Source organism: Pseudomonas sp. 02C 26, from assembly GCF_002843585.1.
In the GTDB taxonomy this organism is placed as follows: Bacteria; Pseudomonadota; Gammaproteobacteria; order Pseudomonadales; family Pseudomonadaceae; genus Aquipseudomonas; species Aquipseudomonas shirazensis.
Window position 1 is genome coordinate 1,273,655 of the sequence record NZ_CP025262.1, and the last position, 12,581, is coordinate 1,286,235.

Annotated in this window: 10 protein-coding genes, 1 tRNA gene and 1 pseudogene; 8 read left to right on the forward strand and 4 right to left on the reverse strand. The window is 61.3% G+C overall.

Annotated elements, in window-relative coordinates; genetic code table 11:
• The first annotated feature begins 9 nt into the window (after positions 1-9).
• The 6 genes from tolB (at position 10) to CXQ80_RS05870 (ending at position 4,294) form a co-directional block, all read left to right on the forward strand.
• Positions 10-1,281 (forward strand): Tol-Pal system beta propeller repeat protein TolB, encoded by a 1,272-nt coding sequence (gene tolB / locus CXQ80_RS05845; RefSeq protein ID WP_189691595.1) that lies wholly within the window; start codon positions 10-12, stop codon positions 1,279-1,281.
• Positions 1,282-1,335: 54 nt separating this feature from the next.
• Complete coding sequence (gene pal / locus CXQ80_RS05850; protein WP_043201913.1) at positions 1,336-1,836, forward strand: peptidoglycan-associated lipoprotein Pal; 501 nt, start codon at positions 1,336-1,338, stop codon at positions 1,834-1,836.
• A gap of 5 nt (positions 1,837-1,841) precedes the next feature.
• Positions 1,842-2,657, forward strand: a complete 816-nt coding sequence (gene ybgF, locus CXQ80_RS05855) for a tol-pal system protein YbgF (protein ID WP_101317426.1) — start codon at positions 1,842-1,844, stop codon at positions 2,655-2,657.
• A gap of 159 nt (positions 2,658-2,816) precedes the next feature.
• On the forward strand, positions 2,817-3,464 hold the full coding sequence (gene queE, locus CXQ80_RS05860; RefSeq protein WP_101322958.1) for a 7-carboxy-7-deazaguanine synthase QueE: 648 nt from the start codon (positions 2,817-2,819) through the stop codon (positions 3,462-3,464).
• A gap of 17 nt (positions 3,465-3,481) precedes the next feature.
• Positions 3,482-4,156 (forward strand): 7-cyano-7-deazaguanine synthase QueC, encoded by a 675-nt coding sequence (gene queC, locus CXQ80_RS05865; protein ID WP_101317428.1) that lies wholly within the window; start codon positions 3,482-3,484, stop codon positions 4,154-4,156.
• A gap of 62 nt (positions 4,157-4,218) precedes the next feature.
• Positions 4,219-4,294: transfer RNA gene (locus CXQ80_RS05870), tRNA-Lys, on the forward strand.
• A 294-nt stretch (positions 4,295-4,588) separates the two neighbouring features.
• On the opposite strand, the gene CXQ80_RS05875 is transcribed toward CXQ80_RS05870, so the two are convergent.
• From CXQ80_RS05875 to CXQ80_RS05885, 4 genes and pseudogenes are all read right to left on the reverse strand, one after another.
• Complete coding sequence (locus tag CXQ80_RS05875; protein ID WP_101317430.1) at positions 4,589-5,548, reverse strand: cation diffusion facilitator family transporter; 960 nt, start codon at positions 5,546-5,548, stop codon at positions 4,589-4,591.
• A gap of 68 nt (positions 5,549-5,616) precedes the next feature.
• The gene (locus CXQ80_RS25245) at positions 5,617-6,372 is read right to left on the reverse strand and encodes a methyl-accepting chemotaxis protein (RefSeq protein WP_371918919.1); all 756 of its coding nucleotides are present in this window, start codon (positions 6,370-6,372) and stop codon (positions 5,617-5,619) included.
• Positions 6,373-6,474: 102 nt separating this feature from the next.
• A pseudogene (locus tag CXQ80_RS25250) lies at positions 6,475-7,743 on the reverse strand (HAMP domain-containing protein); the annotation flags it as partial.
• A gap of 58 nt (positions 7,744-7,801) precedes the next feature.
• Complete coding sequence (locus CXQ80_RS05885) at positions 7,802-9,148, reverse strand: APC family permease (RefSeq protein ID WP_101317434.1); 1,347 nt, start codon at positions 9,146-9,148, stop codon at positions 7,802-7,804.
• A 527-nt stretch (positions 9,149-9,675) separates the two neighbouring features.
• On the opposite strand from CXQ80_RS05885, the gene CXQ80_RS05890 reads away from it, so the two are divergent.
• Positions 9,676-11,193: a YdgA family protein gene (locus CXQ80_RS05890; RefSeq protein WP_101317436.1), complete on the forward strand. Its 1,518-nt coding sequence runs from the start codon at positions 9,676-9,678 to the stop codon at positions 11,191-11,193.
• A 283-nt stretch (positions 11,194-11,476) separates the two neighbouring features.
• The gene (nadA, locus tag CXQ80_RS05895) at positions 11,477-12,535 is read left to right on the forward strand and encodes a quinolinate synthase NadA (protein ID WP_101317438.1); all 1,059 of its coding nucleotides are present in this window, start codon (positions 11,477-11,479) and stop codon (positions 12,533-12,535) included.
• Positions 12,536-12,581: the final 46 nt, after the last annotated feature.

A 12,581-nucleotide genomic window follows, 5' to 3' on the forward strand; every position in this document is an offset into this window, starting at 1 on the left:
CTGCTGGTCATGCTCTGCTGCGTGGCAGGTATGGCCGTAGCAGAGGAAAAGAACATCCTGGTCACCAGCGGTAGCGATCGGGCCACGCCCATCGCGGTAGTACCGTTCGGCCTGCAGGGTGGCAGCGTGCTGCCAGAAGACATGGCCGACATCATCGGCAATGACCTGCGCAACTCTGGCTACTACTCGCCGATTCCAAAGCAGAACATGATCAGCCAGCCAAGCCAGGCCAGCGAAGTCATCTTCCGCGACTGGAAAGCCCTGGGCGCCCAGTACGTCATGGTCGGTAGCATCGTGCCGTCCGGTGGCCGTCTGCAGGTGCAGTACGCGCTGTTCAACGTGGCCACCGAGCAGCAAGTGCTGACTGGCAGCGTTGCCGGTACTGTCGACCAGTTGCGCGACATGTCGCACTACATTGCCGACCAGTCGTTCGAGAAGCTCACCGGCATCAAGGGTGCGTTTTCCACCCGCATGCTGTACGTGACTGCCGAGCGCTTCTCTGCCAACAACACCCGCTACACCCTGCAGCGTTCGGATTACGACGGTGCCCGGGCAGTGACCCTGTTGCAGTCGCGTGAGCCGATTCTGTCGCCACGCTTCGCACCGGATGGCAAGCGCATCGCCTATGTGTCGTTCGAGCAGCGTCGCCCACGTATCTTTGTCCAGCACATCGACACCGGTCGCCGTGAGCAGATCACCAACTTCGAAGGCCTCAACGGCGCGCCAGCCTGGTCGCCGGATGGTTCGCGCCTGGCGTTCGTACTGTCCAAGGACGGCAACCCGGACATCTATGTGATGAACATGGGTTCGCGCGCGATCAGTCGCGTAACTGCCGGCCCTGGTATCAACACCGAACCGTTCTGGGGTAAAGACGGCAACACGCTTTACTTCACCTCCGACCGTGGCGGCAAGCCGCAGATCTACAAAACTTCGGTCAGTGGCGGTTCCGCCGAGCGTGTAACGTTCGTGGGTAACTACAATGCCAACCCGAAACTTTCGGCGGACGAGAAGACCCTGGTGATGATTCATCGCCAACAGGGCTTCACCAACTTCAAAGTGGCGGCCCAGGACTTGCAACGTGGAAGTGTAAAGATTCTCTCAGAGACCAGTCTTGACGAGTCCCCCACTGTTGCGCCCAACGGCACCATGCTAATCTACGCCACCCGCCAGCAGGGCCGGGGAGTCTTGATGCTCGTCTCTCTCAACGGACGCGTGAGGCTCCCGCTTCCTACCGCGCAAGGCGAAGTCAGAGAACCGTCCTGGTCCCCTTACCTGAACTGATGCGGCGTTACACCGTTTTGCTTAACACACTGGGGTTTCATTAGGAGTTTCACGATGGAAATGCTGAAGTTTGGTAAATTCGCTGCGCTGGCTCTGGCCATGGCTGTAGCTGTAGGTTGCTCTTCCAAAGGTGGCGACAACGCCGGCGAAGGCGCTGCTGTAGATCCTAACGCTGGTTACGGTGCCAACACTGGCGCTGTTGACGGCAGCCTGAGCGAAGAAGCCGCCCTGCGCGCAATCACCACCTTCTACTTCGAATACGACAGCTCGGACCTGAAGCCAGAAGCCATGCGCGCTCTGGATGTTCACGCCAAGGACCTGAAGTCCAACGGCAGCCGTGTTGTTCTGGAAGGCAACACCGACGAGCGTGGTACTCGCGAGTACAACATGGCTCTGGGTGAGCGTCGCGCCAAAGCCGTACAGCGTTACCTGGTTCTGCAGGGCGTTTCCCCTGCACAGCTGGAACTGGTTTCCTACGGTGAAGAGCGTCCAGTTGCCACCGGCAACGACGAGCAATCCTGGGCTCAGAACCGTCGCGTAGAACTGCGTAAGTAAGTCCTATGCGTACGTGCCGCCGTGCTTTGACCGTCCTCGCACTCAGCCTGCCCTTCACGGCGTGGGCTGCAGTCCCTGTAGTAGATGACAACGCGAGCAGTTATCCGCCCGCGGGTTATGGCACGAGCGGCGCCTATGCCGGAGCAGGGGCTTCAACCCCTGCTTCTGCACAGGGTCAGTTGTTCATGCAGCTGCAACAGATGCAGGATCAGATTTCCCGCCAGCAAGGCATCATCGAAGAGTTGCAGAACGATGTGTCGCGCATGAAGCAGGAAAACCTGGAACGATACCAGGATCTGGACCGTCGCATTTCAAGTGGTGCCGCGCCTGCCGCGACTCCCGATAATTCTTCAACCGGTGGCGCATCCGATGCCGCTGCCGGTGCAGCAGCCGGCGCCGCTGGCGCTGCTGCGCAACAACCGGCCGCGGGTAGCGAGCCGGCTGATCCGGCGAAAGAAAAGCTCTACTATGATGCTGCTTTCGACCTGATCAAGCAGAAGGACTTCGACAAGGCCAGCCAGGCGTTTACCGCCTTCCTGCGCAAATACCCTAACAGCCAGTATGCCGGCAACGCGCAATACTGGCTGGGTGAGGTGAACCTGGCCAAGGGCGACCTGCAAGGTGCAGCTCAGGCGTTTGCCAAGGTCAGCCAGTCGTATCCCAAGCACAGCAAAGTGCCTGATTCCTTGTACAAGCTGGCCGACGTCGAACGTCGCCTGGGCCGTACCGACAAGGTCAAAGGCATTCTGCAGCAAGTAGTTACTCAGTACCCCGGCACTTCCGCCGCGCAACTGGCGCAACGCGACCTGCAAAAGCTCTAAGCAGCCTGTTTGTGAGAAAACCCGCGCCTGGCGCGGGTTTTTTCGTTAGACTCTTGGCCCTTTTACGTAAACACGCTGCTGCGGATAACGCTTTGTCGAGTCCGCGGCAGTGCCTGACGGAGGCGGACAGCCTGTTTAGCTGTCACGCCCGTGGCGATCATGCAAGATACCTTACGCATCACCGAAGTCTTTTACTCGTTGCAGGGTGAAACGCGCACGGCTGGCCTGCCCACCGTGTTCGTCCGCCTGACTGGCTGCCCGTTGCGCTGCCAGTACTGCGACAGCGCCTATGCCTTCACCGGCGGTACGATTCGCAGCCTGGATTCGATCATGGAGCAGGTGGCGGGCTTTCGTCCGCGGTATATCTGCGTTACCGGTGGCGAGCCATTGGCTCAGCCCAACGCGTTGCCGTTGCTTGAGCGTTTGTGCGATGCAGGCTACGAAGTGTCGCTGGAAACCAGCGGCGCGCTGGATATTTCCAAAGTCGACAGCCGCGTCAGCCGTGTGGTCGATCTGAAGACCCCGGCCTCGGAAGAATCGCACCGCAACCGCTACGAGAACATCGAGCTGCTGACCCGTAATGACCAGGTAAAGTTCGTCATCTGTTCGCGCGAAGACTACGACTGGGCTGTCTCCAAGCTGATCCAGTACAACCTCGATCAGCGCGCAGGCGAAGTGCTGTTCTCGCCTAGCCATCATCAGGTCAGTGCCAGTGATCTGGCTGACTGGATCGTTGCCGACAACCTGCCCGTGCGCTTCCAGTTGCAGCTGCACAAGCTGCTGTGGAACGACGAACCCGGCCGCTGAAACCCAAGGACCAAGACATGACTGACAAACGCGCGGTAATCCTGCTTTCCGGTGGCCTCGACTCGGCCACCGTGGTCGCCATGGCCCAGGCCGATGGCTACAGCTGCTACACCATGAGTTTTGACTACGGCCAGCGTCATCGCGCCGAGCTCGACGCAGCCGCCCGGGTGGCCCGCGACATGGGAGTAGTCGAGCACAAGGTGATCGGTCTCAACCTGGATGGCATCGGCGGCTCGGCGTTGACCGACAGCAGCATCGACGTGCCTGAGGCACCTGGCGAAGGCATCCCGGTCACCTACGTGCCGGCGCGCAACACCGTGTTCCTGTCGCTCGCCCTGGGTTGGGCCGAAGTACTGCAGGCACGCGATATCTTCATCGGCGTCAACGCGGTGGATTACTCCGGCTACCCGGATTGCCGTCCTGAGTTCGTCGAAGCATTCGAGCGCATGGCCAACCTGGCCACCAAGGCCGGTGTTGAAGGGCAGGGCTTCCGCATTCAGGCGCCGCTGCAGAACATGAGCAAGGCACAGATCGTCCAGGCCGGTGTTGCCCGCGGCGTCGATTACAGCCTGACAGTGTCCTGCTACCAGGCCGATGATCAGGGCCGCGCCTGCCGCAAGTGCGACAGCTGCCGCTTGCGCGCTGACGGCTTCAAGGCCGCAGGTGTGGAAGATCCGACCCGCTACTTTTAAGCCTTTTTACTGATGGGGTGTTGATTTTTCGTTAGAAATCAGTATTATACGCGCCATCAAAAGGGTCGTTAGCTCAGTTGGTAGAGCAGTTGGCTTTTAACCAATTGGTCGTAGGTTCGAATCCTACACGACCCACCATTTTTACAGCTGTGCGGAGCAAGCCTCTGGCTTGGTTCGGTATCAAATCAAGATGAAAAAGCCCGCCTTTCATGGCGGGCTTTTTCGTTTCTAGAGTTCCATGCGCGCAGCGTGGCATGGCCTTGAGGGCGTTGTCTTCACCAGAGCTGAGGCAGTAGTGCCGGGCCTTGCAGCGAAGGGAACAGCGGCAGTACATCGCTGGCCAGTTCATCAATGATGCCGAAGTACAGGCATTCGTCGGATGGATCAAAGATGAAACTGCAGCCGATAGCGGCCTGGCCTGCTCACAGGCACCTACTCAGCCCACTCCGGATCCCCGGTAAACACCACCGTGATCCAACGATCCGGCCCTTCGCTACCCACCGCATCACCGATCTCGTTGCGCAGTGCGTCCCATTCGGCGATGGTCCGCGCAGCCATGTCGGCAGGCACGATGAAGTACAGTTCGATCTCGCGCGAGCGCCCGACCTTGGCCACATACGCCCGAAACGACTGCAGGCCATGCTTGTGCACGAAGGCCTGGGCGACGTTGTCGACGTGTTGCTTGAGGTCGCTCGGCGTCACCAGGAAGATATCGGCCAGGGCCTGGCGTACCACCGACAACGGCAGCGGAATGATCACCAGGCACACCAGCCCGAGCACCGCCGGGTCGATGTACGGTGAAATCCACTGCCACTGCGTGCCCTGAATCGCCAGGCCAACGCAGAAGGCAATCAACAGCGCGGCGGTAATGCTCGCCGACATGACCCAGCCCTTGACGTCCATGCGCACGAAGTCGGAGTTGAGCGTGCGGTTCGCGCGGGCCTCGACCACGGCGATAGTGACGCAGGCAATCACGGTCAGTACGGCGTAGATCAGGGCGAGGCCGAACTCGAGGTCGCGGCCGCCTTCAAGCAGGCTGCTGACCGCGTTGATCAGGGCGTAGATGGCCACGCCGCTGAGCAGAATACCGTTGAGTGCCAGGACCATCGGTTCAAGGTGCCAGAAGCCCATGCTGAACCGCTCGCGCAACTTGCGCGACATCTGCGCGCTGCTGACGTGGGCGGTGATCAGCTTGACCACCACCAGCGACAAGCCGCTCATGCTGGCGTCGACCAGCGAATAGACGCCGTCGAACACAATCGAGAACGAGCCCGAAGCCAGGCCGAAGGCGATACCGATGGTGGCGATGAACAGAGTGACTGCGATCGAGGTGCGCAGTAGGCCCTGCTCGCAGGTCAGGTCGAAAAAAGCCGGTTTGGGTGAGATCTGCATAACTGAAACTCTTGTACGGCGGTAATGCCGGGGGATAACGGCCTCGGCATTGCCGAGGCCAGTACAGACTAGACGCGAAACTGCGCCATCAATGCTTGTTGCTGATTGGCCAAGTGATTCAGCGCCTGGCTGATGCGCGCCGATTCGTCTGCCTGGCCGGCGAGCGAGTCGGTTACATCGCGAATGCCGGCCACGTTGCGGTTAACTTCTTCGGCGACGGCGCTTTGCTCTTCGGCAGCTGAGGCGATCTGCAGGTTCATGTCGGTGATCACTGCGACAGCCTCGCCAATGCGCTGCAGCGCGGGCATCGCCTGCTCCATCTGCTGCGCACTGTCCTGCGCCTGGCGCTGGCCGGCCTGCATGGTGCCGACCACGGCTTCGCTGCCTTGCTGCAGGCCTTCGATCACCTGGCGGATCTCCTCGACTGATACCTGGGTACGCTGGGCCAGGCTGCGCACCTCATCGGCCACCACCGCGAAACCGCGCCCAGCCTCGCCGGCGCGGGCCGCTTCGATAGCGGCGTTGAGTGCAAGCAGGTTGGTCTGCTCGGCAATGGCGCGAATCACCTCCAGCACCGAGCCGATCTGCTCGCTGCGGCTCTCGAGCGCTTTCGCCTGGCCCATCGCCGCATCCATGTCGCTGGCCAGTTGGGAAATTGCCCGACGGGTGTCGGCTACCCGCTGCAGGCCTTCGCGGCTGGCCTGATCGGCGCCGCGTGCCGCCTGCGCTGCCTGCGCGGCGTTATGCGCAACGTCCTGCGCGGTGGCGCTCATTTCATTGGCGGCGGTCGCCACCTGCTCGATCTCGCGTTGCTGTTGCTGCATGCCATTGCTGGTCTGGCTGGCGATGGCGGCGGACTGATCCGCCGTGGTGCGCGCGTCCTGTAGCGAGGCTTTGACCTGGGCAATCACCGGTTGCAGCTTGTCGAGGAAACGGTTGAACCAGCCGGTCAACTGGCCCAGTTCATCATCGCGGGCGTAGTCCAGCCGGCGGGTCAGGTCGCCTTCGCCGCTGGCGATATCCTGCAGACGCCGGGATACCATCAGGATTGGCCGGGTAACGCCACGCGCGGTCAGCCAGACCAGCAGCAAACCCAGCACCGCTGCAAACAGGCCGATGGCCAGGCTAATCAGGTTGGCATCCTGGTTATGCCCGGCCAGGCGTTGGTTCAGCGCTACTGCCGGCGCCTGCAACACGGCCTCGGGCAGCTCCAACAGAACTTGCCACGGGGCTGCGTCAGGGATAGGCGCAAATGGCTGCGAGACGCGCATCTGGCCGTGATCCAGGCGGCGCACTGGCTGCCCGGCAAGCAAGCTTGGTAGCAGTTCGCGGGCCGGGCCGCTGAGGACGTGCTCGAGCGGCTTGCTCAGTTGCGTGGCATCAGCGCTGTAGCCGGCGAGCAAGCCCGCCGGGCTGACGATGCTGACCTGGCCCTGGCCGTCGAACAGTTCCTGGCGGCCACTGAGGCTCAGTTGCTGGAGGTTGTCCAGGCTGATGTCCAGGCCAACTACGGCGATGACCTTGCCGTTATCCATGATCGGCAGGGCGATGCTGGTCATCAGGATCTGCTGGCCGTTGATTTCGTCGAAGTAGGGATCGACCACGCAAGCCTTGGCAGTTTGCTCCGGGCAGGTCAGCCAGCGGTTGTAGGGCGAGCCGTTGGCGCCAATGCTGCTGTCGGCAAGCATCGCCTCGGGCATGGCTTCGGCGGTCAGCGTGCCGGACTGTGCTTGCGACCAGTACAGCGAGAAGCGTCCGCTGTCATTGCTACCGTGCTCGGGCTGGTTGATGAAGCGCGCATCCTGTCGGTCGAGGGCGTTCGGTTGGAACACCAGATACAAGCCGATCAGGCCAGGGTTGCCTGCCAGTGCTGCGCGTGCCTGCTCGCTCAGTGCCGCGCGCAGATCGGCATCGCCGCGCTGCCTGAGCACCTGTACCAGGCGGCTGAAACCGCTGCCATATTGGTAGGCATCCATGAAGTAGCGCTGAATGCGCAGTGCCTGGGTTTCGGCCTGAGCCTGCAGGCGCAGTCGGGCGCTGTGGTCGAGCAGTTCGCTGTTGGCGCTGAACACCTGTGCTGCGCTGCGGCGCGCCTGAGTCAGCGAGGTGGCCACCAGCAGGGCGACGATGACCAGCAGGCACAGGCCGGCGAGCAGGGTGATCTTCCACTGGATGGAAAGGCGGCGCAGGAGCATGGGTTTTCCTTCTCGAGCAGAGCGACGCCCGCATCAAGCGGGCGTCGGTGGGGGAGGCTCAGTCAGCGATACAGTTGGGCGGTGCGATGCGAAACGCCTTGGTCAGCCAGCCGAGGTAGATCAGCCCGGCCAGCGCCCAGGCGCCGCCAAACAGCAGCGAGTGCTGGTTGAGGTCCAGCCACAGCGAGACGATGATGCAAAAGCCAATGGTCGGCAGCACCAGGTACTTGAAGGTCTGGGCCAGGCTCTTGCGACCCTTCTCGCGCAGGTAGCAGTGGTTGATCACCGCCAGATTGACGAAGCTGAAGGCAACCAATGCGCCAAAGTTGATTACCGAGGTAGCTGTGACCAGATCAAAGAAGATCGCCGACAACGCCACCAGTCCCACCACGGCAATGTTCAGCACCGGCGTCTTGTACCGTGGATGCAGGCGGGCGAACACCCGAGTCGGGATCACCCCGTCGCGGCCCATCACATACAGCAGCCGTGACACACTGGTCTGCGAGGCCAGGCCAGAGGCGATGGTGTTGATCACCGTGCAGGCGATGAACACCGACTGGAACAACTTGCCACCGACATACAAGGCGATCTCCGGCAACGCCGCTTCCTGGTCATGGAAGCGCTGCATGGTCGGGAAATAGGCCTGGATAAAGTAGGACACAAGAATAAACACCACACCGCCGATCAAGGCGGTGAGGAAGATCGCCCGCGGAATGGTCTTGCCCGGATCGCGAGTTTCCTCCGACAGGCAGGTCACCGCATCGAAACCCAAGAACGAGAAGCACAGAATGGTCGCACCGGCGGCCAGCGCGCTGAACTGCACCTGTGGGTCGACAAACGGGATCAGGCTCCAGGCCGTGCCCAGGCCCTCGCCATGCTCAAGGCCACGTGCGCAGAGATAGATGAACACACTGATGATCGCCACCTGCACGGCCACGAACAGAGCATTGAAGTGGGCCACCAGGTTGACGCTACGCATGTTGACCAGGCTGATCAGGGTGACGAAGCCGGCCACCCAGATCCACTGTGGCACCTCCGGGAACATCGCCGACAGGTACAGCTTGGCCAGCAGGGCGTTGACCATCGGCAGCAGCAGGTAATCCAGCAGCGAAGACCAGCCGACCAGAAAGCCCACGTGCGGATTGATCGCCCGCTGGGTGTAGGTGTAGGCCGAGCCCGACTGCGGAAAACGCCTTACCAGCGTGCCGTAGCTCACCGCGGTGAACAGCACGCCCAGCAGCGCCAGGATGTAGGCACTGGGCACATGCCCGGCAGTAATCCCGGAAACGATGCCAAAGGTGTCGAAGACGGTCATCGGCGTCAGGTAAGCCAGACCGATGATCACGACATGCCACAGGCGCAGGGATTTGCGGAACTGGCCGCCGGTGCTTGGTTCAGGCTGCATGCGCGCGATGCTCCTGAGCCTGAACGGTGGGCGAGTGGGCGGGCGGGCACAGCCAGGTCGTGCGGATGAGCTCCATGTTGTTCACCTTTTATGTCGGAGCGAGGGCGGGCGCATGCGAGGCGCCGGTGGCATGGCTGACAGTGCCGCAGCGAAGTCCAAGGCGCGCAGAGTCCCTTGTGGGGCGAGTAAGCGCGCTGCGGTTGTTCTTCGTTGTTAGGCGCTGAAGCAAGGTGGTTAAAATAAAAAACGATGCGGGGTAGGGTGTCAAGTTAAACATGACAGGGTGTAACGGAGATCGAGCTTTTATCGGGTTTTTTCCGCTTATGCTCCAAGGTAAGTGCGAATTTTCATGCAAAGACAGATTTTAATGTCCGTAAAAATTTACGATCGCTGATTGCCAAACACATCCTCAGCAAATTTTTGCCCACTGAGCCCGGCGCATCCGACAGGCGTCAGTGGTACCCTTCGTGCCCAGCGCGACGGTGTCGCATCCAGTCCCCCCTTATGGAAAGCAATCGGTTCAATTCATGAAGAAATCAGTAGGCATCCTCTCCGGCCTGGCCGTCGCCATCGCCATCGCAGCCACCGCTGGCGCCTGGTACACCGGCAAGCAACTGCCCGCCGAGTTGCAGGCTTCGGTCACCCGTGCCAACGAAGAACTGCTCAAGGCCACTGCTGGTACCGGCGGCAGCATGAGCCTGGAACTGACCTCGCTGGAGCAGCACCTGTTCAGCAGCACCGCGCACTACCGGCTCAAGGCCAAGGATGTGTGGTTGGGCGAAGGCCAGGCGCTGAACTTCGATGTCGGCATCACTGATCAGCTTGAGCACGGGCCATTCCCGTGGTCGCGGGTCAAGGCGCTGAAACTGATGCCGGTGATGGTTTCGAGCAACAGCGTGCTCGACAAGGACGAAGCCACAGCCAAGTGGTACAGCGCTGCGGGCGAGCAATCGCCGATCACCGCCAATGTCGATGTCGGTTATGGCGGTTACATCGACAGCGATGTTCGCCTGGCGCCGATCAAGCTCAATGAGGTAGACGGCAACAGCGTCGACTTCTCCGGCATGCAGGTGCTGCTCAGCGGCGACCGTGAAGGCAAGGCTGTGAAGATTCACGCCAACGCTGATCGTCTGCAGATGAAACTGGTGGGTGCAGACCATCCGCCAGCGACCTTCACCCTGGACAAGTTCAAGGTAGGCGGCAACCTGGCCAGCACCGACCACGACATGGTCTATGTCGGCAACGTCGATGTCCTGCTTGGCCAACTGGAGGCTGTGCTTGGGCCAAAGCAGGAAGTGATGTTGCTCAAGGACCTGGAGCAAACCAACCTGTACACCGCCGAAGGTACTGACAAGATCGGTGCGCGAATCGCGTACAAGGTTGGCGACATCAACTACGCCAACCGTGCCGTCGGCAGCGGCAAGATGGTCGTGACCATGAACTCGGTCGACGTGCCGGCCCTGCAGTCACTGGCCGAGTGGTACCAGACCAAGCTGCCTGAAGTGCAGGCCATGCAAGCGGCCACTGCCGCTGGCGAGCCAATGCCGTCGTTCAACATGAGCGAGGAAGAGAAGGTCAAGGTTCAGGCAGACCTGCGGAAGATGCTTGCCGCCAAACCAAAGCTGGCCCTGGAGGAGTTGTCGTTCAAGACTGCCAACGGCCAGAGTCACTTCAAGCTGGCGCTGGACTTCGCCGCGCCGAGCTCGTTCGACCTGCCGCCTGATCAACTGGCCAAGCAACTGATCAGCCAGCTCAAGGGCGAGCTGCTGGTGTCCAAGCCGATGGTCGGCGACCTGACCGCATTGCAGGCGCTGCTCGAAGGCCAGACCGACCCTCAGGCGATCGCTCAGCAGTCCAGTCAGGCCGGTGAAATGCTCGGCATGATGGCGCTGCAGAGCGGCATGGCCACGGTCAAGGGCGACGACGTCGTGTCCAACCTGCACTACGCCAATGGCATGGTCGACTTCAACGGCAAGAAAATGACCGTTGAAGAGTTCGTCATGAGCCTGGCTGCACTCATGGCGGCGCCGTGGCCGCAGGGCTGACCGTGTGAAGGCGGGGCCAGGCAACGGCGGGGCAAGCCCACCGTTACCTGGCCTCGCAACTGCAAGCACTTGCGCGAAATCAGGTCAGCTACGCCGGCCTGATTGGCACGCGCAGAAATCGCTTTTGCAATGACCTGATTGTCTGTAGCCTTCGGCGCGATAATAATCCGCGCCCGCAGAAGGCCGTGATGGCCTGTCTGGCCGTCCGGCGTCATTAGCCTGACTGCCAGGGCTCGGTGATACTCTTGACTGACGCGCACGCGCGCCCGCAGGTCCAGCGATCATGACCCAGATTTCCGAACGGCTATTGGTTCAAGCTCACCTTGACGCCAAGCAACCCCATCCCCTGACGCCCGCGCAGGAGGCCGAATACCGTGCGGCCATCGCTGCCGAGCTCAAGGCCCAGAATGCTGTGCTGGTTGCGCACTTCTACTGTGACCCGGTAATCCAGGCCTTGGCCGAAGAAACCGGCGGCTGTGTTTCCGACTCGCTGGAAATGGCCCGCTTCGGCAAGAACCACTCGGCCGACACCGTGATTGTCGCCGGCGTGCGCTTCATGGGCGAAACGGCAAAAATCCTCACCCCGGAAAAACGCATCCTGATGCCAACCCTGGAAGCGACCTGCTCGCTCGACCTGGGTTGTCCGGTAGAAGAGTTTTCGGCGTTTTGTGACAAGCATCCCGAACGAACCGTGGTGGTGTATGCCAACACTTCGGCTGCGGTCAAGGCGCGTGCCGACTGGGTGGTGACCTCCAGTTGCGCGCTGGAAATCGTCGAAACCCTGATGGATAACGGCGAAAAAATCATCTGGGGGCCGGACCAGCACCTGGGTCGCTATATCCAGAAGAAGACCGGCGCCGACATGCTGCTGTGGGACGGTGCCTGCATCGTCCATGAGGAGTTCAAGTCGCGCCAGCTCGCCGACATGAAAGCGCTGTATCCGGATGCGGCGATTCTGGTCCACCCGGAGTCGCCTGAGTCGGTGATCGACCTGGCCGATGCGGTAGGCTCGACCAGCCAGCTGATCAAGGCGGCGCAGACACTGCCGAACAAGACCTTCATTGTCGCCACCGACAGCGGCATCTTCTACAAGATGCAGCAGCTGTGCCCGGACAAGGTCTTCGTGGCCGCGCCTACCGCGGGCAATGGCGCTGCCTGCCGCAGCTGTGCGCATTGCCCGTGGATGGCGATGAATACCCTCGAGCGCACCCTCGACTGCCTGCGCACCGGCAGCAACGAGATCCTGGTCGACCCGGCCTTGATCCCGCGCGCGATCAAACCGCTCAACCGCATGCTCGACTTCACTCAGGCGGCCCGCCTGAAGTTGTCTGGCAACGCCTGATCCGCAGCTTGGGCGACGCCGGGCAAACCGGCGCCGCCTGAGCGCT